At 47.8% G+C, this 22,722-nt stretch carries 17 protein-coding genes; 11 read left to right on the top strand and 6 right to left on the bottom strand.

Annotated elements, in window-relative coordinates:
- Nucleotides 1–28: 28 nt before the first annotated feature.
- The 4 genes from ACN08X_RS07175 to ACN08X_RS07160 all read right to left on the bottom strand — a co-directional run bounded on the left by ACN08X_RS07175 (nucleotide 29) and on the right by ACN08X_RS07160 (nucleotide 3,839).
- A complete protein-coding gene (locus ACN08X_RS07175; RefSeq protein ID WP_419102116.1) occupies nucleotides 29–1,093 on the bottom strand; it encodes a PP2C family protein-serine/threonine phosphatase in 1,065 nt (354 codons plus the stop codon).
- A complete protein-coding gene (locus ACN08X_RS07170; protein ID WP_419102115.1) occupies nucleotides 1,090–2,214 on the bottom strand; it encodes an adenylate/guanylate cyclase domain-containing protein in 1,125 nt (374 codons plus the stop codon). The genes ACN08X_RS07175 and ACN08X_RS07170 overlap by 4 nt, the downstream gene beginning before the upstream one ends.
- Before the next feature lie 124 nt (nucleotides 2,215–2,338).
- Nucleotides 2,339–2,800 (bottom strand): PH domain-containing protein, encoded by a 462-nt coding sequence (locus tag ACN08X_RS07165; RefSeq protein ID WP_419108337.1) that lies wholly within the window; start codon nucleotides 2,798–2,800, stop codon nucleotides 2,339–2,341.
- 100 nt (nucleotides 2,801–2,900) lie between these two features.
- Nucleotides 2,901–3,839 carry a biotin--[acetyl-CoA-carboxylase] ligase gene (locus ACN08X_RS07160; RefSeq protein WP_419108336.1) on the bottom strand — a complete coding sequence of 313 codons (939 nt, stop codon included), beginning with the start codon at nucleotides 3,837–3,839 and terminating at the stop codon, nucleotides 2,901–2,903.
- A 398-nt stretch (nucleotides 3,840–4,237) separates the two neighbouring features.
- On the opposite strand from ACN08X_RS07160, the gene ACN08X_RS07155 reads away from it, so the two are divergent.
- The 7 genes from ACN08X_RS07155 to ACN08X_RS07125 all read left to right on the top strand — a co-directional run bounded on the left by ACN08X_RS07155 (nucleotide 4,238) and on the right by ACN08X_RS07125 (nucleotide 12,802).
- Nucleotides 4,238–4,522: a YciI family protein gene (locus ACN08X_RS07155; RefSeq protein WP_419108335.1), complete on the top strand. Its 285-nt coding sequence runs from the start codon at nucleotides 4,238–4,240 to the stop codon at nucleotides 4,520–4,522.
- Nucleotides 4,523–4,714: 192 nt separating this feature from the next.
- Nucleotides 4,715–6,328 (top strand): acyl-CoA carboxylase subunit beta, encoded by a 1,614-nt coding sequence (locus ACN08X_RS07150; protein ID WP_419108334.1) that lies wholly within the window; start codon nucleotides 4,715–4,717, stop codon nucleotides 6,326–6,328.
- 52 nt (nucleotides 6,329–6,380) lie between these two features.
- Entirely contained in the window at nucleotides 6,381–6,674 is a 294-nt protein-coding gene (locus ACN08X_RS07145; protein WP_419106139.1) for an acyl-CoA carboxylase subunit epsilon, read from the top strand.
- 95 nt (nucleotides 6,675–6,769) lie between these two features.
- Complete coding sequence (locus ACN08X_RS07140) at nucleotides 6,770–8,476, top strand: DUF885 domain-containing protein (protein WP_419106138.1); 1,707 nt, start codon at nucleotides 6,770–6,772, stop codon at nucleotides 8,474–8,476.
- 140 nt (nucleotides 8,477–8,616) lie between these two features.
- Nucleotides 8,617–9,294: a Maf family protein gene (locus tag ACN08X_RS07135; protein WP_419106137.1), complete on the top strand. Its 678-nt coding sequence runs from the start codon at nucleotides 8,617–8,619 to the stop codon at nucleotides 9,292–9,294.
- Nucleotides 9,295–9,485: 191 nt separating this feature from the next.
- A complete protein-coding gene (locus ACN08X_RS07130; protein ID WP_419108354.1) occupies nucleotides 9,486–11,267 on the top strand; it encodes an acetyl/propionyl/methylcrotonyl-CoA carboxylase subunit alpha in 1,782 nt (593 codons plus the stop codon).
- A gap of 137 nt (nucleotides 11,268–11,404) precedes the next feature.
- Nucleotides 11,405–12,802: an MFS transporter gene (locus ACN08X_RS07125; RefSeq protein WP_419106135.1), complete on the top strand. Its 1,398-nt coding sequence runs from the start codon at nucleotides 11,405–11,407 to the stop codon at nucleotides 12,800–12,802.
- Between the two features lie 88 nt (nucleotides 12,803–12,890).
- On the opposite strand, the gene ACN08X_RS07120 is transcribed toward ACN08X_RS07125, so the two are convergent.
- On the bottom strand, nucleotides 12,891–14,309 hold the full coding sequence (locus ACN08X_RS07120; RefSeq protein ID WP_419102105.1) for an NAD(P)H-quinone dehydrogenase: 1,419 nt from the start codon (nucleotides 14,307–14,309) through the stop codon (nucleotides 12,891–12,893).
- Nucleotides 14,310–14,439: 130 nt separating this feature from the next.
- Between ACN08X_RS07120 and ACN08X_RS07115 the strand changes: the two genes are divergently transcribed.
- The 4 genes from ACN08X_RS07115 to ACN08X_RS07100 all read left to right on the top strand — a co-directional run bounded on the left by ACN08X_RS07115 (nucleotide 14,440) and on the right by ACN08X_RS07100 (nucleotide 18,218).
- Entirely contained in the window at nucleotides 14,440–15,255 is an 816-nt protein-coding gene (locus ACN08X_RS07115; protein WP_419102226.1) for a purine-nucleoside phosphorylase, read from the top strand.
- Nucleotides 15,256–15,301: 46 nt separating this feature from the next.
- Nucleotides 15,302–17,020, top strand: coding sequence for a phospho-sugar mutase (locus ACN08X_RS07110; protein WP_419108333.1), 1,719 nt, complete (start codon nucleotides 15,302–15,304; stop codon nucleotides 17,018–17,020).
- Between the two features lie 77 nt (nucleotides 17,021–17,097).
- On the top strand, nucleotides 17,098–17,814 hold the full coding sequence (deoC, locus tag ACN08X_RS07105) for a deoxyribose-phosphate aldolase (RefSeq protein ID WP_419106132.1): 717 nt from the start codon (nucleotides 17,098–17,100) through the stop codon (nucleotides 17,812–17,814).
- Between the two features lie 119 nt (nucleotides 17,815–17,933).
- Nucleotides 17,934–18,218 (top strand): hypothetical protein, encoded by a 285-nt coding sequence (locus ACN08X_RS07100; protein ID WP_419102102.1) that lies wholly within the window; start codon nucleotides 17,934–17,936, stop codon nucleotides 18,216–18,218.
- 110 nt (nucleotides 18,219–18,328) lie between these two features.
- Here ACN08X_RS07100 and mfd read toward each other — a convergent pair whose 3' ends face one another.
- Nucleotides 18,329–21,955 carry a transcription-repair coupling factor gene (gene mfd / locus ACN08X_RS07095; RefSeq protein WP_419108332.1) on the bottom strand — a complete coding sequence of 1,209 codons (3,627 nt, stop codon included), beginning with the start codon at nucleotides 21,953–21,955 and terminating at the stop codon, nucleotides 18,329–18,331.
- Nucleotides 21,956–22,722: the final 767 nt, after the last annotated feature.

Here is a 22,722-nt window from a genome sequence, read left to right as displayed (position 1 = left end):
TTAACCCGAAATATCCTCAAGAATTACTTTAGCGCAATTCTCTCTCATCGTGATAGGACTCTTGTTCCGCCACTGTCGTAGATTGAGATTGATATTCTTCTGCAGAGCTCACAATATGGTGCTGTTCTGTTGAGGTAAGCGCCTTGAGATGCTCAGCTCTTTCTTGAGCTGTTTTTTCCGTCACGACATCAGCAACAACAACGGTAATATTGTCTCGACCGCCAGCCCGTAGCGCCGCCGTTTGAAGCACTTCTGCGGCATCTTGAGGATGTTCGACAGTTGCTAATACTCTCGCCATATAATCGTGAGACAACTCGCCAGATAAGCCGTCTGAACAGAGCATCAAACGGTCTCCTTCATGAGCGGGAATCACCCAAAAATCTGGTTCCCAGTAGTTTCCAGTTCCCAGCGCACGTGTAATAACGTTTCGACGAGGGTGTGTAAGCGCTTCCATCGCAGTAATTTGTCCGGTATCTACAAGGTATTGCACTTCAGAGTGGTCTACGGTGATTTGTTCTAGGGTGAGCCCTTCAACGCTTCCTGCAGAGAAAGACATGTTATGTGCGTCTGTTTCGACGTCTTCTTCACGTACGAGACGATAGGTACGAGAATCACCTACGTTGAAGATGAACCACATGTATTGGTCACCAATGTTCGTCAGCCAAGCACCGGTTACGGTTGTACCAGCACGCTGAGAGAACATCTCTTTGATACGTTCGTCTGACTCACCAATAATGGAACGGATATGTTCAAGAGTCCTCATGATTTGCCGGTTTAAGGCTGTGGTCTTTTTACGGCGTCGCCCGAGAAGCCCCTGATTGCTATCGGTAGAGGCGTTGTCTTCTGCGGCAAGTTCTCGCGCGTAGTTCTCTTGCTCAGCATCTGTCATACCGCAGGGGCGAGAGAATAAGTGGTTATAGGCGATGGTCCGTGCGCAAAGTCGGCTTGCATGTTCACCGGCTTCGTGCCCGCCCATCCCGTCTGCAACGATGTGCAATGTGCCAACTACGGAGAATGAGTCTTCGTTATTGTCTCGGTAAGCACCAACGTCGGTGGCGCTTCCAGAGAAAGTTGTTAGTTTTTGTGCGGTCATTCTACGTCGATCTCCAATTCGTTGCCGGTAGCTGATTCAACAGCTATAGGCGTTATGTCTCCGAAGCCTCGAACGCTGCGCTTTGGCTGTGGTGTGAAGCGGAAACGTCCATCATCTTTTAATGTTTGGGCAGTATCGTCATTGGTAAGTACCATACCAGCATCTGCGACACCTACTAAGCGTGCAGCGAGATTTACAGTAGGCCCGTAGACGTCTCCTAGCTTGGGAAGGATACGTCCCCACACGAACGCAACGCGAGTGTGCGGGAGGTCTGGGTGTTCTTCAATTGCTTTAGATAAGGCTAATGAAATACGTGCGGCAGCATCTGGTGTTTCGGTCAGGAAGAGAACTTCATCCCCAACAGTTTTGATGATTCGTCCACCACCAACCGCTATGATTTCTGCGCAACGTTGCTCAAAAGTTTTGACGAGTTTACCGAGTGTTTTCTCATTCATCTGACATGAGAGGGTCGTATAAGAGACTAAATCGATAAAACCAATACCGCGCAGTAGAGGCAAATCAACACGGTTCTCGGAGATTCCTTCTTCGTTACGCAGTGCTAGTCGTAGCACTCCAGCGTTGTATTGTCTGCGGTAAGTGTAGGAGAGTATCTCTTGTAACGTTGTGATGAGTTCTGGTAGTACTTTCAGAAGCTCTTGACGTGCTTTACCATCGCTGAGACCTTGTTGTTTTGAAATGTCATCGACGATTTCTTCGATTTGCCACGCAACGATTCGATCTGTCAATTGCCCCATGGAGCGGGCGATTGACACTGTTGTTTCGAGGTCTAAACCGTGTTTGTCGGTTAGTTCAACAACTTTTTTGAGGCCTTCGGCGTCTGCTCCAGTGAAGTATATTTCGTTTTCGGAAATATCTGGTATTCCCAGTGCGTGCCAAATTTTGCTTGCTAATAGAGGTGTTGACCCAGCCTGTTCTATGACTTCTTTACTCGTGAGGTTTCGCTGTGTGCCGAGGAGAAATTTTTCGAGGGCTTTTACCGCTTCACGGTCTTCTTTGGTGCGATAGACGTTGCTTTGTACGCGGTTATTTGAATATTCGAATTCTTCTTCCAGAGGCCCTGGATGAAGATTATCGTCTGATCCAGGTGCCGGTTTTTCCACGGGACTATCCTTTCTCATGCTCTCGTTGAGACAATAAAAACTTACTCTGTGATTTACAATACTCTACTTGTGGAGAGTAATACGAAGAATGACGAAAAACTGTTCACCATCTTACGATGTGGAACTATATATATGGCGCTAAACCGTCATTGTTATAAGCGTTAAATTCTTGACACGCTTGATTCAGTTGCTCCGAAAATGCTTGAGGACGGGGAACACGCTGCAGCACAAGAGAACCTCTTGGGGTGTGAACCATCAGCTTTCCAATTTTTGTAGATCCAAGCCACGCTCCTTGAACAGCGCAGCTAATAATGTTCGTGAAGCCAATCGAAACAGAACGATTATTTCTCCACCCGCGCTGGATAACGAGCCGGTGGGTTGTGATGAAGTATTGGGTTGAAAAATACCGGTTGAGACGTTTAAACATCTGATACAAAAACACGGCTGTTAACAGATATCCGAGGAATGACCAGATGAAGCTAGCTGTACTTATAGCAGAGGCAAAGTTGACGCAGAATACGCTGAGCAGAAAATACAACATTGGAGGTAGCAGGCAATACCGATGCATTCTGGTTGCAACTCGCACCGATTCTCCCTCTAGAAGATTTCCTCGTAGTCTCATAGCTCACTTATCTTACGGCAATGAACGGTCTCTTGTCTCAGCAATATTAAAAAAGATAGTCTTTCTATGCTCGACGCAGATGAATCACGTCGCCGACTGCATAGCTTTGGGATGCTCCGGAGTCTGTTGTGATGATGATTTCCCCATCTTCGTTAATATCTTCTGCTACACCATGTATTTTCTGCCCGTCGGGTAGCTCTATGGCAACTCGTTGACCGAGTGTAGACATTCTGGTTCGGACGCTATCCATGAGGCTAATTCCGTGTCGTTGTAAGGCAGAGGGGACGCCGTTGACACGAGCAAAATCTTCATATCGTTGAGCAAAGTTTTCGCAGAGTTTCTCGAGTCCTTCGTCAAGACTTCGCGGTGTCTGGGTTGCAGCAAGAACAGAAGTTGCTGTTGGAACAGGGAAATCTTCTGGTTCAAGGTTAATGTTCATTCCGATACCAACTATTGCTGAAAGATTTTCAGCAGATTCTACCGCGATTTGAGCTAGTATTCCGCAACACTTTTTGTCGCCAATGAGCACGTCGTTAGGCCATTTGAGGTGAGCTTCAATGCCCCAAAAGTTGAGTGTGTCAATTGCAGCCAGAGCGAGGAGTACGGTGAACCAGTGGTATTGTTCGGGTGCGATACGGTGAGCGGGGTTAGCGTGTGGACGAATCATCAATGATGCGCAAAGAGAGCTACCTTCAGGGGCAACCCATTCTCTATTGAGTCGGCCTTTTCCGTGCGTTTGTTGTGTTGTTGCGATGACGGAAAGTTCGCCCCATCGCCGGTTTTGTAAGGAATCCGCCGATGTTAAGAGTTCATGAGCGTAGAGGTTGGTTGAGGGAACGGTATCGAGGAGGAGAACTTGTCGGTATTGGTGGTATGGAACGTTAGATGGGGTACGGCTTACCTCGTATTTGAGGTAGTTATCGAGGGTTTGTATCGGTACACTCATGGGTAGTGTTCTCTCTTGAAGTTGTTGAGCCTCATACGAATGAGGTTTTGAAGCCATTATTCCATAGCGTATTTTCTGATGTCTTCTGCTGGCGAATGATATAAAGTCTTTTATGGTGGAGAGTACAGAGGCAAATGAGAATTCTCGGCTCTATTGTGGACCACAGTTTTGCGCATATTGTGCAGTTCGTGCGAATAAGGGAAGCCGGTAAGTAAAACCCTCCCGCTCCTGAATAAACGAGGTAATCAGGGGCGGGAGGGCGTTACCCCCTGACTCTAGCAAAGGAAAAATATCATGACAAGCACATAAGTTATTGCACTATTGGCAATAATTACCGCAGTAACAGGCATTATTCTTGGCTTTCTTGGAAAGCCTTGGTACTTCCCGTTTTCTGCAGTATTCCTCTGGGTTGCCTACATGAATCTCTCGTCCAGCCGGAAACAGAAAGAAAACCAATGAGTATCTTTATCTGCACTTATAACTACGCTCCAGCAGAAGAACAAGAAAAATACCGGCCAGAGCACCGTCTGTATTTAGGTTCCCTTGTTGAACAAGGAATCATTGTTGCTTCTGGCCCTTATGTAGGTGGTGAAACTCCAGGGGCTATGCTGCTCTTTAACACGTCTTCTGCAGATGAGGTTCATCAATATGTCAGCCAAGACCCGATGTATCGTGGTGGAGCAGTGCTCTCTTATTGTGTACGCGAGTGGAACCCCGTTTTAGGTTCTTTAGGCTGCTAGTCTGACCAGCTATTACAAATAGAACGATGCCCTCAACATATTTTGTTATTTTTGTGACGAGATAAGTACTTATCGGGTATTTTCGTCTCAAGAAACATCCTATAGTTGAGGGCATCATATTATTCACCAAACTAGCTGTGCCTTAGTACGGTGACGTTAGTGAATGCCCACAGTCAAGGATGTCCCGTGTCTATGAATCACCACAGCACAGCAGAAGAATCTTCTACACACGATTTGAGTACAACTGCAGGTAAGCTCGCAGACTTCTATGATCGTCGAGAAAAAAGCTATATGCCTTCTGGGCAAGAAGCAGTAGATCGTCAACATAGTCGGGGCAAAAACACCGCACGAGAACGTATTGACATACTCCTTGATGAAGGCTCTTTCGTAGAATTTGATGCTTTTGCCCGACACCGCAGCACAGCTTTCGGTATGGAGAAAAAACGCCCATTAGGTGATGGCCTCGTCTGTGGTTATGGAACAGTAGACGGTCGTCTTGTAGCAGTATATTCGCAAGACTTCACCGTATATGGAGGTTCTCTTTCACAGGTTAACGGCGAAAAAATTGTTAAAGTACAAAAATTTGCCCTCGATAACGGATGCCCAGTAGTTGGTATTAACGATGGTGGCGGAGCACGTATCCAAGAAGGTGTCGCTTCATTAGCGATGTTTGCCGACATTTTCCGTATGAATGTTCGCGCTTCAGGAGTAGTTCCCCAGATTTCTGTTATTTTAGGTCCTTGCGCCGGCGGTGCAGCCTACTCCCCTGCCTTGACAGATTACATCATCATGGTTGATAAGACCTCACACATGTTCATCACCGGACCTGACGTTATTAAAACAGTGACCGGCGAAGACGTTGATATGGAGACCCTTGGTGGGGCGCATCAGCATAACGCTGTTACAGGAACCTCAGCGTATCTTGCTGAAGATGAAGAAGACGCTTTTGACTTCGTACGAGAACTCCTCGAATTTTTACCCACAAATAATCTTTCGGAACCTCTAATAGTGGAGCACTCTCAGGAAGAAGACCTCGTAGACGAAGATTATTCTTTAGACACTCTTATCCCTGACTCAGCTAACCAGCCCTATGATATGCGTACCGTTATTGAGACGGTTGTAGATGATGGCCATTTCTTGCCTCTGCAGGCGCTCTACGCACCTAATGTGATGGTTGGTTATGCCCGTATTGAGGGACGCACCGTAGGTATTGTCGCTAACCAGCCGGTACAGTTTGCTGGAACGTTGGATATTAACGCTTCGGAGAAAGCTGCACGTTTTGTTCGAACCTGCGATGCTTTTAATATTCCTGTGGTGACTTTTGTTGATGTGCCGGGGTTCTTACCGGGCAAAGATCAAGAATTCAACGGCATTATTCGCCGTGGCGCAAAACTGCTCTATGCCTACGCTGAAGCAACGGTTCCTCTGGTAACAGTCATTACGCGTAAAGCCTATGGCGGTGCCTATATTGTGATGGGTTCACGGAAGCTTGGCTCCGATATTAACCTTGCGTGGCCAACCGCGCAGATTGGCGTGATGGGTGCACAGGGTGCTGTCAATATTTTGTATCGTCGTGAGTTGGCGTCAGTCGCACAGGCTCAAGGAGATGTTGAGGCACGACGAGAAGAATTGGTATCACAATATGAACAAGAGCTGCTCAACCCTTATCAGGCGGCAGAGCTGGGCTATGTTGATGAGGTTATTGCTCCCTGCGAGACACGCATACGTCTGATTCGGGCGTTACATGCTCTTCGCGATAAACGTGAGACACAACCGGCGAAAAAGCACGGAAATATCCCCTTGTAATCGAAGTTGTACCCTGTTGGTTTTTCTGTTCTGTATATTTTTGGAGTTTATGATGGCTAGTTCTTCGCTACGTTTTGCGTTTTCTCTTGGCTCTCGTCGCTCTTCAGAGCAGCAAGAATCCCATGCAGAAGTAGAGCAAGAACCACTTTTTTCGGTCATTTCAGGTAACCCAACAGAAGAAGAACTCGCAGCCCTATCTACTGTTTTAATTGCTGTGGCTCAGTCTCATCAACAACAGCAGAAACCGTCGATGGGGCAATGGCAGCGGCGTTTATTACGTGGTCAGAGTCTAGGAGTTCGGTTACGCCCTGGCCCTGGTTCTTGGCGTCGTGCTCGCCCCATGTAGGCCCTAGAGGATTGTTCTGAGGCTCTTCCTTTTCTGAGCTTAAGATTTTGGACTGTGCTTGCCTTCACAAAAGGGTTAACGAGTAGAATGGAGGCATGTCGAAATTTGATACCATTCCTGCGGTTTACCGCCAAGAACGCCAGAGCACACCTGTAGACGCTATCGCTAATGAATATTATGAGGCAACTCTTCAGCTAGATCCATCATCTGCAACTTTAGCCGGACGTACCGGCCGTGAGACAGAATACGGTGATGTGTTCTCTCCTGAAGGTCGTGAGAAATCTATCGAGCTGATTCGTCAGACACTCACTCGTCTTGAACAAGCAACACCCGCTGATGATGTTGATAAGGTCACCATTGATGCGATGCAAGAGCGTCTCGGTCTTGAACTTGAATTGCATGAAGCAGGGTTAGGCACGTGGGAAGTCAATAACATTGCCTCTGCTTCGCAAAACATCCGCTCAATTTTTGATTTGATGAATCGTGAGACTCCTGAACATTGGGCACATATTGCAGGACGCATGAAGAATGTTCCTGCTGCAATTGACGACTATATTCGCACGTTGGAAGATGCACGCGAACGTGGAAATGTTGCGGCGCGTCGACAGGTCGAAATCGTCATTGAGCAAACCGATGCGTATATTGCTGAAGATGGTTTTTTCCAAAAGCTTCAAGAAGAAGTTGCACATCATGCCCCTGATTTGGCGTTGCAGGCGCAAGAAGGAGCAGACGCTGCTATTGAGGGATACCGTACCCTTAACTCTTATCTTCGTAAGACTCTTCTGCCAGTAGCCCCTATAGAAGATGCAGTAGGTATTGATCGTTACCGTTTGTATTCTCGCCAATTCCTTGGTTCAAAGATTAATATTGAGGACACCTACGCGTGGGGCGTTCAAGAGCTAGAACGTATTATTGACGAGCAGAAAGAAGTTGCTGAGCAGATTAAACCAGGTGCTTCCATCGAGGAAGCAAAGGCTGTTCTTGATGCTGACCCTAAACGCACTTTGCACGGTACTGAAGAGTTAAAAGCGTGGATGCAGAACCTCTCAGATCGTGCGGTGGAGACTCTTGCCGGCGATTATTTTGATATTGGTGGCGCCATGTGCGAGCTAGAGTGCATGATTGCTCCCACTCAAGAAGGCGGTATCTACTACACTGGTCCTTCCCCCGATTTTGAGCGCCCCGGTCGTATGTGGTGGTCTGTTCCTGAAGGAGAAGAAACTTTCGGTACATGGCGTGAAGTTTCGACGGTCTACCATGAGGGTGTGCCGGGGCATCATCTGCAGCTTTCTGTAGCAACTGCCATGTCTCAGACTCTTAACCAGTGGCGTGCTAATGGTGTTTGGGTTTCTGGCCATGGTGAAGGTTGGGCTCTTTATGCTGAGCGTTTGATGCAAGAGCTTGGCTTCTTAGAAGATCCGGGCGATCGTATGGGCATGCTTGATAATCAGCGTATGCGTGCAGCTCGCGTAGTCTTCGATATTGGTGTGCACTGTGGTCTTGAGATTCCAGACCGCTGGGTAAAGGAGCTCGGTGTTCCTGCTGGTGTCTGGGATGCAGAGAGCGGATACCAATTCCTCAAGGCAAATCTAGACCTTTCTGAGGGACAGCTGAACTTCGAATATGCTCGTTACTTAGGTTGGCCAGGTCAGGCTCCTAGCTATAAGATTGGCGAGCGCATTTGGGGTCAGTTGCGAGATAAGGCTCGGGCACGTCAAGAAGATGACCGTGATTTCCATACTCGTGTGTTGAAGCTTGGTTCGATGGGTCTTGATAGCTTGGAGAGGGCGTTGGATCTTTAAGAACGCATATGTTCTTGCGCTCTTAGATAGGTCAAGATAGTTCTCGAAGGTGCCGGTATATATCTTTTCTAAGATATTTACCGGCATCTTTTGATGTTCAGGTAGGTGTTCTTTCTGGTGTTACTTCTACACTGGTAGTTATGACTTCTTTTTCTTCGGTATCTGTTCCTGAGCCAATTTTAGTTTTAGCGTCTTCTTCTCCTGCTCGTCAGAAACTTCTTCGTGATGCGGGTCTTGATTTTCAGGTTTGTGTCTCATCAGTGGATGAGGATGCTGTTGTGGCTCGTGCTCAAAAGGATGCTGATGTTAAAGGTTTGGGTGAGCTGACTCCGGCTCAGGTTGCGTTGCTTTTAGCACGGGCTAAGGCGGAGGATGTTGCTCGTTCTTTGGATGTTCCGGGGGCTCTTGTTTTAGGGTGTGATTCTGTTTTTGAGTTAGATGGGGTTGCTTATGGTAAGCCTCATAGTGCGGATATTGCTGTTGAGCGTTTGCGGTTGTTCAGTGGGGCTTCGGGGTTGTTGCATACGGGGCATTGGTTGGTTGATACTCGTGTGGTGCAGGGGTGTTCTTCGTCTGAGTTACGTACTGCTACGGTGCATTGTGATGTTCTTTCAGATGAGCAGATTCATGAGTATGTGGCGACAGGTGAGCCGCTTGCTGTGGCTGGTTCGTTTACGATTGATGGCTTTGGGTCTGCTTTTATCCGTGGTATTGAGGGTGAGTATCACACGGTGGTGGGTTTGTCGGTGAATGCTCTTAAGGATATGTTGGCTGATTTAGGTCTTTCTATCACCGATTTTTGGACGAAAACGGCATAATTTTTCAAAAATCTTCTGTTTTTTCGGTACTATCGGCTAAGAGAAGAGCTCTGCTGACGTCATAAGAATGTAGACTTTTCTCAACCATAATCTTTATTTGTGCTTGTCGCAGAAGAATGTAGCTAACCTCTTTGGGGTGGCAAGGAGCTTTTTCATTGAGCAAAAACACCGAACGTCTACGTGGGCAGTTTGTGAGCGTACCAGGTCGTCACACAGGTTCTGTTTCTAAGGTTTTAGTGGCGAATCGTGGTGAGATTGCGGTTCGTGTTATTCGTGCTGCTGAAGATGAGGGTATCAGCACCGTTGCGGTCTATGCTGATTCTGATCGTGATGCGTTGCATGTTAAGTTAGCGACGGAGTCTTATTCTTTAGGTGGTAGCACTGCCTCAGATTCTTATCTGGTCATGGATAAGATTCTCAGTGTTGCGGAGCGTTCTGGTGCTGACGCGGTTCACCCCGGTTATGGTTTTTTGTCGGAGAATGCTGAGTTTGCTCAACGTGTCATTGATGCGGGTTTGACATGGATTGGGCCTTCACCTGAGTCAATTACCTTGTTAGGTGATAAGGTTGCGGCCCGTCATATTGCCGATAAGGTTGGTGCCCCTCAGGTTCCTGGCACTAAAGATCCTGTATCTTCTGTGGCTGAGGTAGAGAATTTTGCTGATGAGTTCGGTCTTCCTCTAGCAATTAAGGCTGCTTTTGGCGGTGGTGGGCGCGGTATTAAAGTGGTTCGTCAGCGTGAAAAGATTGCTGAACTTTATGAGTCTGCTGTACGTGAGGCGACTGCTGCTTTTGGTCGTGGGGAGTGTTTCATTGAGCGTTTTTTGGATTCGCCACGTCACGTTGAGACGCAGTGTTTAGCTGATGCCCATGGCAATGTTGTGGTGGTGTCTACACGAGATTGTTCTTTGCAGCGTCGTAACCAAAAATTGGTAGAGGAAGCTCCAGCTCCGTTTCTTTCGGCACAGCAGCAGCAGCGTCTTTATGATTCTTCTCGCGCAATTTTGCAGGAGGCTGGTTATCAGGGTGCAGGTACGTGTGAGTTCTTGATTGGTGTGGATGGGACGATTTCCTTTTTGGAGGTTAATACTCGTTTGCAGGTGGAGCATCCTGTCTCTGAGGAGGTTTCTGGTATTGACCTTGTTCGAGAGCAGTTCCGTATTGCTCGCGGTGAGGAGCTTGGATATTCTGACCCTGTTTTGCATGGGCATTCGTTTGAGTTCCGTATTAATGGTGAAGATGCGGGTCGTTCTTTTATGCCCTCTCCCGGTACTGTTGAGAAGCTGGTGATTCCTACTGGTCCTGGTGTTCGTTGGGATTCTGGTGTTGTTGAGGGCGATGTAATTGGCGGTTCTTTTGATTCGATGCTTGCCAAGCTCATTGTTACGGGGGCGACGCGTCAGCAGGCGTTAGAGCGTTCTCGTCGTGCGTTATCTCAATTGGTGGTTGAGGGTATGCCGACTGTAACGAATTTTCATCGTGCGGTAGTTTCCGACCCAGCATTTGCGCCTGAGGGTGATTCTCCTTTTAGCGTGCATACACGCTGGATTGAGACGGAGTTTAATAACACGATTACTCCTTATGATGGGGAGGCTGGTTCTGTAGATGAGCAGAGCGAACAGCGTCATCATGTGGTGGTTGAGGTCAATGGTAAGCGTCTTGAGGTTGTTCTTCCTCAGTCTTTGGGTTCGGTTGCTAAGCCTGCGCCAACGGTCAAGAAGCGTAAAGAACGTGGGGGCTCTCGTACTGCTGCAGTTAATTCTCATGAGTTAACTTCGCCGATGCAAGGCACTATTGTCAAGGTTGCTCTTAAGGACGGGGATAAGGTTTCTGAGGGGGATCTTGTTGTTGTTTTGGAAGCGATGAAGATGGAACAGCCGATTACGGCTCATCGTTCGGGGAAGATTAGTGGTTTGAAGCTTAAGGCCGGTGATACGGTTTCAGCTGGTGCGACGATAGCTACGATTAAGTAGTTGTGTGGTGGTGTTTGGCTGATGATGTTTCACACCAGACACAATATTTCATATAATGAGATGAACGGGGTTTTATACCCTCTCACGTCCTAAAGTATTAGACCAATGATATCTGATTCTTTCCAAGAGAGGTACCCGTGGCTACACGAACCACACCCGATACACCCAGTGCACCAACGCACCACAAAACGCCGGTTCCACGAAGTCGAGTTATTCTTGCTTCATTGATTGGAACTACCATCGAGTTCTACGACTTCTACATCTACGCAACCGCTGCTGTAGCAGTCTTCCCCGCTTTATTCTTTATCGGTGTCGATGACACTGCAAAGCTCTTAGCGTCCATGGCAACATTTGGTGCAGCATTCGTAGCACGCCCCATTGGTTCTATTATTTTCGGACATTTTGGTGACCGTATCGGACGCAAGGCAACCCTCGTTGGGGCGTTATTGACCATGGGTATCGCAACGTTCCTTATCGGGTTGCTCCCCACCTACCACCAAATTGGTTTGTGGGCACCAGCAATGCTCACCATTTTGAGATTCACTCAAGGTCTTGGCCTAGGCGGTGAATGGTCTGGTGCTGCTTTGCTTGCTACCGAATATGCAGAAGAAGGCAAACGTGCACGCGCTGCCATGTGGCCACAGTTGGGAGCACCATTCGGGTTTATCTTGGCTAACGGTTTTGTCCTCTTCCTCACCACTCTCATGTCTTTTGATTCCACCGCTGATTCTTCCAATATGTCTCATACTTTCATGATGTGGGGTTGGCGTATTCCTTTCCTAGCCTCTCTCGTGATGGTTTTCATCGGACTCTATGTTCGTTTCAAGCTCGAAGAGACCCCTGTTTTTGCTCAGGCGTTGAAAAAAGATGAACGTGTTAAAGCACCTCTGGTTGAAGCTCTCAAAACTGCATGGTTACCAATGATTCAAGGAACGTTCATCATGATTGCCTGCTACGTTTTGTTCTACCTTATGACGGCGTGGATTCTCTCTTACGGAATCGGCAAGGTTGAAAAGGGCGGGTTAGGCATCTCCTATCATAATTTCCTCATGGTCCAGCTCGTATCCATCATTTTCTTCATTATCTTTATTCCAGTATCAGGATGGTGGGCAGATATTGCTGGGCGTAAACAGCAACAGCTCATCACCACTTTGCTCATGTCTCTTTACGGTTTGACGTTCTCTTTCTTCATCTCCCCCACAACTATCGGAACTGGTGAAAACGCAAACATCGTTTTGTTGACGGCCTACATGTCAGTGGGTATGGCACTGATGGGTCTATCTTTTGGTTCCATGTCTGCCTACCTTCCGGAGTTGTTCGCAACCCACGTACGTTACACCGGTTCTGGTATTGCGTACAACGCAGCATCTATTCTTGGTGCAGCGCTGACTCCTTTTGTGGCAGTCTATTTGAACTCTATCGGCGGTGTTGGGTACGTGGGTATGTATCTTAGTGGCGCAGCTTTACTTTCTGTGCTCTTCATTGCCCTTACAGGTGAAACAAAGAACCGTGATTTGCATACTATTGGGCGGTAGTATCGTAAACTGCCAGTTATAAAGGTGTGGGGTGTTACCAATCAGTTGGTAACACCCCACACCTTATGTGTTCTCAATCCGTTGAAGATTAGAGGGCTTTATGAAGTTTTCGAGCAGCTTCTGAGATAGATCCTGTTAGCGAGGGGTATACGGTGAAAGTCTCTGCAAGATCATCAACGTGCAATTTTTTATCGACAGCCAACGCTAGAGGAAAAATTAGTTCAGAAGCGCGAGGTCCAACCACGACACCGCCGAGAACTGTTCCAGAATGTTGGCGTGAGAAAATTTTAATGAAGCCGTCTTTGACCGCCATCATCTTTGCTCGCGGGTTTGTCGAAAGAGACAGCATAATCGTATCTGCACGATATGTTCCTTGAGCAATTTCTTTTTCAGTGATACCAACCGTGGCAATCTCTGGTGAGGTGAAAATATTTGCTGCAACTTGGTGAGTACGCAACGGTTTGACGACGTCACCCATCATATGTGCCATAGCGATTCGCCCTTGCATCGCAGCAACAGAAGCTAACGGGTAAACTCCTGTACAATCGCCTGCCGCGTAGATACTAGAGATGTTAGTACGTGATACTTTGTCGACGATGATATGTCCACTTTGACGGGTTTTGACCCCTGCTTTCTCTAACCCCAAGTCTTCGGTATTAGGGATAGACCCAACGGCGATGAGGCAATGTGTTCCTTGAACTTTTCGTCCGTCTGCTAGAGAGACGATTACTTTTGTTCTGTCCTCTGAATAATTGACGGCTTGCGCTCGTGAACGTGGGATAACTTTAACCCCTCTGCGGTCAAAAACGTTTTCGAGGACTTCTGCTGCGTCTTCGTCCTCTCCAGGTAGTACGCGGTCTCGAGAAGAGATGAGGGTGACATGTGAGCCGAGACGGTTGTAGGCAGAAGCAAATTCCGCGCCGGTGACTCCTGAGCCGACGACAATTAGCTCTTCGGGGAGTTCTTTGAGCGAGTATAGTTGCGTCCAGTTGAGGATGCGTTCTCCGTCTGGTTTTGCTGTTGGCAGTTCTCGCGGGTGGGTTCCAACAGCAAGGAGGATAAACTCTGCTCGTAATTCGTAGCTTAGCCCGTTACTTTCACGGACTTCTACAGTGTATTGGTCTTTAAGTTTTCCTGTGCCTTCAATGATAGTGACGCCAGCACGTTCTAATGAGCGTTTAATATCTGCTGATTGTTGTTGTGCTAGATGTAGGAGTCGTTCGTTGACAGTTTTGAGGTCGACGTAGGGTTTTCCTGTTGTTTTCCCTTCAGAAAAGCAGATTCCGAGGTCTGCTGTTTCGTCAAGGGATGCCATAATATCGGCTGAGGCAATCAGGGTTTTTGAGGGAACGACATCGGTGAGTACGGCGGAGCCGCCAAATCCTTGTCGTTCGATGAGTGTTACCTGCGCGCCGAGGGAGGACGCTACAAGTGCGGCTTCGTACCCGCCGGGGCCTCCGCCGAGAATGATAATAGTGCGTGATGCGTAATCTGTTGTATGAGTCACCCTTCTATTGTGATGGAGAAGATAATTTCGTTCAAACTCTTACGCCTTTTTCGCGCACTTTTCCCACCTTTGAATGCAATTTTGATAGGTTAGCAGTGTGATACATGAGAAAAGTACTTTAACGTCGACTCTGCCTACTTCTTCGCCAGAGCACCCTGCACACGTCCTTGCACAACAAAGCGCTACTCGCATCAGTGAGCTGACCGGAGTTGCTCAACATGATATTGCGCTTACCCTTGGTTCTGGTTGGGGTGCAGCTGCTGACCTCATTGGAGAAACAACGCACACTATCTCAGCAGCAGAGCTTCCCGGTTTTCACGCTTCTGGTGTTGCAGGGCATGCTGGAACAATTTCTTCTATTTTGACCCCTTCTGGCCAGCGTGCTCTTGTTATCGGCGCTAGAACGCACTATTACGAAGGTCGTGGTGTAGACGCTGTTGTTCATGGCGTACGGTGTGCAGCAGCTGCCGGTGTCAAGACAATGATTCTGACCAACGGTTGTGGCGGTCTCAACCCATCATATTCAGCGGGTATGCCAGTTCTTATCAGCGACCACATTAACGCTACGGCAACCTCTCCCCTATCGGGCGCTCACTTTGTTGATTTAACCGACCTGTATTCTCCTCGTATTCGTGCTATCGCACAAGATATTGATCCGTCCTTACAAGAAGGTGTTTATTATCAAGCGCCCGGACCTCATTATGAGACCCCTGCAGAGATTCGTATGATGCGCACCATGGGAGCTGACTTGGTAGGTATGTCGACAGCCTTAGAAGCTATTGCTGCTCGCGCTGAAGGCCTAGAAGTCTGCGGTATTTCATTGGTGACGAATATGGCTGCTGGTATCCAAGAAACTGCGTTGAACCATGAAGAAGTGATTCAAGCTGGTATTGATGCCGGACCTCGTATTTCGCGTTTGCTTGCCGATATCATTGCAAAAATTTAATTCTTATCCACCTGATTCCGTACTCATTTTTCTAAGGATTTTTTAGATGGCTCAGTCCTCTGACGTATTAGTTCAAGCTGAACATTGGCTTAGCATTGACCCCGATGCTGCAACACGTAAAGAGCTTGAAACACTACTATCACAGGCCCGTGATGGTGATACTCAAGCTACCGCAGATCTTGCCGAGCGGTTTAGTGGCACTTTGCAGTTTGGTACTGCCGGGTTAAGAGCTGCTTTAGGTGCTGGCCCAATGCGCATGAATCGTGTTGTGGTACGCCGCGCTGCAGCTGGTCTTGCCGCATATGTGAGCGGGCGTTCAGCTCAAGAGCAATGGTCTGGCATCACCGCTGTTGTTGGCTATGACGCACGTTATAATTCGGATATTTTTGCTGAAGAGACCGCCGCAATTTTTACTGCCGCTGGTATCCGCACACTGCTCATGCCTACGCCGTTACCAACACCGGTGTTGGCGTGGGCTTGCCGTAAGTTTAATGCTGAGGTTGGTGTCATGGTCACCGCTTCTCATAACCCACCTGAAGATAACGGTTATAAGGTATATCTTGGCGGTCAAGCTGTTGCTGAGCACGGCCGTGGCGCACAGATTGTTCCTCCCTATGATGCAGGTATTGCTGAAGCAATTGCTCACATCGTTGATGAAGAAGTTGTTTTAGCAGAACAAGGTTGGGAAGTTCTCGATCAGAACATCGCCTCAGAGTACGTTGAAACGATCGCTGGCATAGAACCTTCAGAGCCTAGCGATTTACGTATCGTGTATACGGCGATGCATGGTGTCGGCGGGCAGACCGTTCTTTCCGTCCTCAACGACGCAGGTTTTAGTGAAGTATTTCCTGTGCAAGAACAATTTGTTCCTGATCCTGATTTCCCAACGGTGTCTTTCCCCAACCCCGAAGAACCAGGCGCTTTAGATTTGGCTTTTGCTTTAGCTCAGCAGAAAGACGCTGATCTTATTATTGCCAATGACCCAGACGCAGACCGTGCAGCTTTTGCGGTGTACGACCCCCACCAAAATGCTTGGCGTCAGCTTCGCGGAGATGAGGTTGGCTCACTTTTGGGTGTGGCGATGGTTGAGAAACTCGCCAAAACACCAGAAGGCACTACGAACGCTATTTTTGCGAACTCGATTGTGTCTTCTCGTCAGCTAAGCGCAATTGCTCAATCTTACGGAGTCCGTCATTATCAGACCCTCACCGGTTTCAAGTGGATTGCTCGCATTGAGGGCCTTAGCTATGGTTATGAGGAAGCTATCGGCTATAGCGTTGCCCCAGAATTAGTTAAAGATAAAGACGGTATCTCAGCAGCACTTGTTGTGGCTCGCTATGCACACCGTCTCAAAGAACAAGGTTCTTCCTTGATTGAGGTTCTTGACCGCATCGCCCAAGAACACGGCGTATACGCTACCGATCAGATTTCAATTCGTGTTGAAGACCTTAGCCGTATCGGCCAGATGATGAGTGCTTTACGTACCACGGCTCCTAGCGCTTTGGGAGATTCTCCCGTGAACGCTCATGCTGACTTAGCAGAAGGGTACGAAGGTCTTCCTCCTACCGACGGTTTATTGTTCTTGAGTGAAGACAATTCACGAGTTATTGTTCGCCCATCGGGTACAGAGCCTAAGCTCAAATGCTATGTTGAGGTTATTGTTCCTGTCTCTGAAGAAGATGGTGCGCTCGTGGTAGCGCGTCAACAGGCGCAAGAACGTCTAGAACGTATTGCGCATACGATGAAGATTGCTTTAGGCGTCTAGAATTATTTATTTTTGGGTTTCGCATTGTCCTCTTGCAGTGGCGTGCCCCATATTTTACGGTCATGGAGAATATTTAGATGAATACACCTACCGCTGGTAGCTCAGCAGCTCAGTTAAGTCCTGATGAGCTAGCACAGATGATTGATCACACGATTCTTGCTTCTTCTGCAACAGAAGAACAGGTTCGTTCACTCTGCGCACAAGCTCGTGAATACGGTTTCGCATCAGTATGCGCAAACCCTGTATGGGCTAGCGTCCTCTCCGAGGAGTTAGCCGGTTCCTCGGCGGTTCCTTGCGTTGTGGTTGGATTCCCTCTAGGCGCATCTGCCCCAGAGGTAAAGGCTTTTGAAACGCAGACAGCTGTAGCAGCCGGTGCACGTGAAGTTGATATGGTCATTAATATTGCTCATGCTCTGAGCGGGAATCGTCAGGCTTTAGTCGAGGATATTCATGCTGTGGTTCAGGCAGCTCATGCCGGTGATGCAATTGTTAAGGTCATTATTGAGACGTCTGAGCTCAATGATGAGCAGAAAATCCTTGCGTGTGAAGCTGCCATCGAAGCTGGCGCTGATTTTGTGAAGACTTCCACTGGTTTCTCTTCAGCAGGTGCAACGGTTGAGGACATCGCATTGATGCGACAAACAGTTGGTGCCGAGATGGGAGTTAAAGCCTCTGGCGGTATTCGTACACGTGAGCAGGCTCTTGCCATGATTGATGCCGGTGCTACTCGTATTGGGGCATCTCAAGGTATTGCTATTATTGGTGCGGCAGATGTAGTTGAGAGCTCTTATTAATCTTTAAGAGGTGTAGAAAACTTAGGCACACAATGTGCATAAGTTTTCTACACCATCTATACTGAGGTTTAACTCCTTATACATATCGTTCGCTTCTGCATTGAGAAAGACGTTTTTCTATGTCACACTACCAGCACGACTACCATAAAGAATCTAGTGGACAATCTGGCCCACAGTTCTCTGGTCAAGGGCATCACCTTGAAAATATCAGTATCTTCTTGGTCTTCTTTGTCATCTTTTTGTCCGGCCTATGGTGCTTAAATACGTTCCCTGATGGTGGCTCATTCTGGTTTGCATTAGGAACCCTGATTCTTGGTAGCATCTGGGGTGTTGTTTTCCATGTTTTACCGTCGAAAACGAACACCGCGCAGCGTACTAGTAGCACTGATTTAACCCAGCTCTAATTTTTGTGGAGGAGTCTACAATTGCTCCTCAACAAAGCGGTGGGGTCATAAGAACTTTTCTTATGCCCCACCGCTTTTTGTTTGAAGTGTTATACCTTGCAGGATATGCCTTATTGTGGATCGATAATGACTTTCAAGAAGTTCTGCACCCACTCAATCAATGGACGGTCGCTGAGGTCTTGACCACCAATACGTGCAGTCTTAGGCCGTGGAAGAAGAATCTGGGAATGTGCACTCTCTGGAATCTTCCGGTAGGTCGCTTCAGGGTACATACGTCCTAAGCGCATATGACGAGATTCTGGAAGATCATCGACCGGATAGAAACGAACTTTTGTTCCCATCACCATAATTTCTTGAACGCCCAAAGAACGAGCATAAATACGCAATGACGCCACCAAAAGAAGATTTTCTACTGGCTCAGGAAGATCACCATAACGGTCTTTAAGTTCTTCTCGGATGTCGTTGAGCTCATCTTCGCTTTCAGCTTGCGCAATTTGCCGATATCCGGCAAGGCGCAAACGCTCAGAAGAAATATATTCGTGAGGGAAATGTGCGTTGACTGGAATATCAACTTTGACTTCAAGGCTCTTTTCTTCTTCACCTTGAGAACGGAATTGAGAAATAGCTTCGCCAACCAAACGAAGATATAAATCGAACCCGACTCCTGCGATATGTCCAGATTGTTCTCCGCCCAGAAGGTTTCCTGCACCTCGAAGTTCGAGATCTTTCATCGCTAGTTGCATACCAGAACCAAGCTCGTTATGTGTAGCCACGGCTTTAAGACGTTCTAGCGCTACCGTTCCAAGGAGCTTTTCTGGAGGATACAAGAAGTAAGCGTATGCTCGTTCGCGTCCTCTACCGACTCGTCCACGTAGCTGGTGTAGCTGAGAGAGCCCATAGTTTTGCGCTTGATCAACGATCAGGGTATTCGCATTGGAGATATCTAGACCGGTTTCGACGATAGTAGTACAAACGAGTACGTCAAATTTTCGTTCCCAGAAATCAACAATAATTTGTTCTAGTCTGCTTTCACTCATACGACCGTGAGCTATAGCGATACGTGCGTCGGGAACAAGTTCTTGTAGTTCTCGTGCCACGGATTCGATAGTAGAAACCCTATTGTGTACGAAGAAAACTTGTCCTTCTCGCATAATTTCACGACGAATAGCTGCCGTGATTTGTTGGTTGGTGCGAGCGCCCACATAGGTAAGAACGGGGTGTCGTTCTTCTGGTGCTGTGGCTAGGGTGGAAGTCTCTCGAATACCGGTAAGTGACATTTCTAGGGTTCGAGGAATCGGCGTTGCTGACATGGCTAAGACGTCAACGTCTGTTCTAAGTTGTTTGAGTTTTTCTTTGTGTTCTACACCGAAACGTTGTTCTTCGTCGATGATGATGAGTCCAAGGTCTTTGAACTCAACGTTTTGTGAAAATAGTCGGTGTGTTCCGATGATGATATCAGCGGTACCTTGCGAAATTTCTTCTAAGGCTTCTTTAGTTTCTTTTGTTTTTTGGAATCGGGAGAGGACACGGATACGTACGGGGAATCCAGAGAATCGTTGTGAGAATGTTTCGTAGTGTTGTTGTGCTAGGAGTGTGGTGGGGACGAGTACTGCCACTTGTTTTCCGTCTTGTACTGCTTTGAATGCTGCACGAACGGCGATTTCTGTTTTTCCGTATCCGACGTCTCCGCAGATGAGACGATCCATAGGGATGTCGCGTTCCATATCTGCTTTGACGTCGTTGATGGCAGAGAGTTGGTCTGGTGTCTCATTGTAGGGGAAGGCTTCTTCGAGTTCACGTTGCCATGGGGTATCGGGGCTGAAGGCATATCCTTTTGAGGCTTGTCGTGCAGAATATAGTTTGATGAGGTCTGCGGCGATTTCTTTAACAGCTTTTCGTGCGCGACTTTTGGTTTTTGCCCAGTCAGAGCCTCCCATTTTAGATAATGTTGGTGCTTCTGAACCGACGTAGTGAGAGACTTGGTCGAGTTGATCAGCGGGAACGAAGAGTCTGTCTTTGGGGCCTCCCCTCTTGGATGGGGCGTATTCGAGGACAAGGTATTCTTTGGAGGCTTTGTGTTGTGCGTTGTGGGGTGTTCCGGTGATGGGGCGCTGTATCATTTCGATAAATTGCCCAATACCGTGTTGTTCGTGAACGACGTAGTCTCCGGTTTTGAGGGCAAGCGGGTCTACAGCATTTTTTCGGCGTCTGGTGGGTAGTTTAGTGTTTCCGCTACGGGAGATGATGTAGTTGCTTGTTCGTCCGAGAATATCAGCTTCCGTGAGGAAACCAATTTTGGCGTCGTCGAGCATGAATCCTTTCCCTGTTTGGGCGGTGGTTAGCTCAACGATTCCGGGTTCGGGGATGTTTTCTAAGCTGTCGATGCGTGCAGCGGGAATATCAGCTTGGTGGAGTACTTCTATGAGACGGTTCAGAGGCCCGTTACCGGCGGTGACGGCGACGAGACGCCATCCTTCTCGTACTTTTTGTTGAAGTTCTTTGAGGAGTTCTTCAACTTTGCCGGCGTAGGAGTGTGGTTCTCTGGCGTTGAAGGTGACGGAGTCGACGTCGTTTTCGATGGCGTCGTCGATACCTAGTGCGGTCATGGACCACCAGGAGCAGTGGTTTTCGTGTGCGTGTTGGCGCACTTGTTGCAGGCTTTGGAATGATCCTTCGTTAAAATCTTCTCGATATTGTCCAACGTCTAGGGGTGCTTTGTCGGTGTGGTTGTCGTTGGATTCTGCGGCGCTGTCCCATGCTGCGTGGAGGAATTCGTCGTTGGTAGCGACTAGGTCTCTGGCTCGTGTGCGTATTTTTTCTGGTTCGAGGAGGATTGCAATGGAGTGTGCTGGTAGGACTTCTATGAAGGTGGTCATTTTTTCGACGAGCAGTGGGGTGAGCGATTCCATGCCTTCAACGTAGATTCCTCCCGCAATTTTTTCGAGCATGGTTCGTGCACCGGGGAAGTCTTTTTGTAGCTTTGCGGCTTTGCTCATCACCTCGGGGGTGATGAGTAGTTCTCGGCATGGTGGTGTGTAGAGTGTTTGGGGGTGTTCTTTTGAGGTGATGGTTCTTTGGTCTGCGACGGAGAACCATCGGATGTTTTCGATTTCGTCACCGAAGAATTCTATACGGGCGGGGTGTTCTGCGGTGGGTGAGAAGAGGTCTATCATTCCACCGCGTACGGCGTATTCTCCTCGTTTGGAGACGAGGTCTACGCGTGAGTAGGCAGCATTTTGTAGGGCTTTGATGACGTCGTCGAAGTTTTGTTCTTCTCCGCAGCGGAGGGTAACTGGCTCCATTTTTTCGAGCCCATCGACGATGGGTTGGATGATGGATCGGATGGGGGCAACGATGACTTGAGGTGTTGTTGTCTTAAGTTTTCGTAGGAGGCTGAGTCTCTCTCCGACGGTGTCGCTTCGAGGTGAGAGTCTTTCGTGAGGGAGCGTTTCCCATGCGGGGAAAAGAGCAATCTTTTCTGGCGCGAGGAAGGATTCTAGGGCTAGGCGTGTGTCTTCGGCTTCTCGTTCTGTTGCGGTGATAACGAGGGTGGTTGCTTGAGGAGTTGTTTTTTGGAGGTTGGTTGCGATGTGTGCGATGAGTGGGGGGCGTGCGCCGTCAACGGTACCGATGGCCAGTTCTGAGGTTCGTTTTTCGGGGTTTTGTGCCGCGTATTCTCCGATACGCGCGAAAGTTGGTTCTGTTTCAAGAAGTAGGGTGAGTCCCGTGAGGCTCATTGGAGCTTCTTTCTGCTGTTTAGTGTGGATTTAAGCTGTTTATTATTATCGCATAGGAGGACCGCTGTTGCAGGGGTGATTTTAGGTGTTATTTTTCTCGTAACTGAGCGGTGACGTGCTCAGATATATTTTGTATATGGGGCATGGATAATATTTTTTCTTTGGGTTGTATTACTAATTATTTTTATTGTTATTTTTTTATTGTGTATTTATTTTCTTGGTATGACGTGCTTTTTTATTGAAAAGTCTTGTGTTGTGTCTTCCACGGGATATTTTATTCCTACGGGGAGACGCTATGCGCCGTGGTGTTTAGGCAGAATGAGATTTTCTAGGTTACTCATTGGTAATGCTTCCTGTTGTTGAGGTTTTGAGAGCTCAGAGCAGGACGCATGGGCTTCCCTGTTGTTAGAGCGGATTCTTGATGTGTTGCATCGATAAAGGCGTGGTTTCTAAGGCGTTTTAGCTGTTCTTGAGCTGTTGAAACAGGCTGCCGGTTCTTCTTCTTACTATTGAGGTGAGGTCTCCGAGGGGTTTTATGGGGATCTTTATCGAGGGACTTACGTAAGACACGATTCGTATTTTTTGTTTGGTAAAAACCTACCTTTTAGCTATTATCTTCCTCACGAAAAAATATCCAACACCTATACCCTTGAGCGTCTTTTTATTTCATATTAGCCACATAGTGTCTACTATATATTGTTCATTTTTGAACACCGGTGATATTTTTGAACGACGTAAAGGATTTTTCAACCTTTACACAGTGCACA

Source organism: Rothia sp. P6271 (genome assembly GCF_048512995.1).
Lineage (GTDB): Bacteria > Actinomycetota > Actinomycetes > Actinomycetales > Micrococcaceae > Rothia.
This window is presented reverse-complemented; position numbering and strand designations above follow the sequence as displayed.

Bases quoted from the DNA above. Each gene is read 5' to 3' on its own strand.
- ACN08X_RS07175 (WP_419102116.1), bottom strand. From the start codon at position 1,093: ATGACCGCACAAAAACTAACAACTTTCTCTGGAAGCGCCACCGACGTT.
- ACN08X_RS07160 (WP_419108336.1), bottom strand. From the start codon at position 3,839: ATGGCTTCAAAACCTCATTCGTATGAGGCTCAACAACTTCAAGAGAGA.
- ACN08X_RS07155 (WP_419108335.1), top strand. From the start codon at position 4,238: ATGAGTATCTTTATCTGCACTTATAACTACGCTCCAGCAGAAGAACAA.
- ACN08X_RS07150 (WP_419108334.1), top strand. From the start codon at position 4,715: ATGAATCACCACAGCACAGCAGAAGAATCTTCTACACACGATTTGAGT.
- ACN08X_RS07145 (WP_419106139.1), top strand. From the start codon at position 6,381: ATGGCTAGTTCTTCGCTACGTTTTGCGTTTTCTCTTGGCTCTCGTCGC.
- ACN08X_RS07140 (WP_419106138.1), top strand. From the start codon at position 6,770: ATGTCGAAATTTGATACCATTCCTGCGGTTTACCGCCAAGAACGCCAG.
- ACN08X_RS07135 (WP_419106137.1), top strand. From the start codon at position 8,617: ATGACTTCTTTTTCTTCGGTATCTGTTCCTGAGCCAATTTTAGTTTTA.
- ACN08X_RS07110 (WP_419108333.1), top strand. From the start codon at position 15,302: ATGGCTCAGTCCTCTGACGTATTAGTTCAAGCTGAACATTGGCTTAGC.
- deoC (WP_419106132.1), top strand. From the start codon at position 17,098: ATGAATACACCTACCGCTGGTAGCTCAGCAGCTCAGTTAAGTCCTGAT.
- ACN08X_RS07100 (WP_419102102.1), top strand. From the start codon at position 17,934: ATGTCACACTACCAGCACGACTACCATAAAGAATCTAGTGGACAATCT.
- mfd (WP_419108332.1), bottom strand. From the start codon at position 21,955: ATGAGCCTCACGGGACTCACCCTACTTCTTGAAACAGAACCAACTTTC.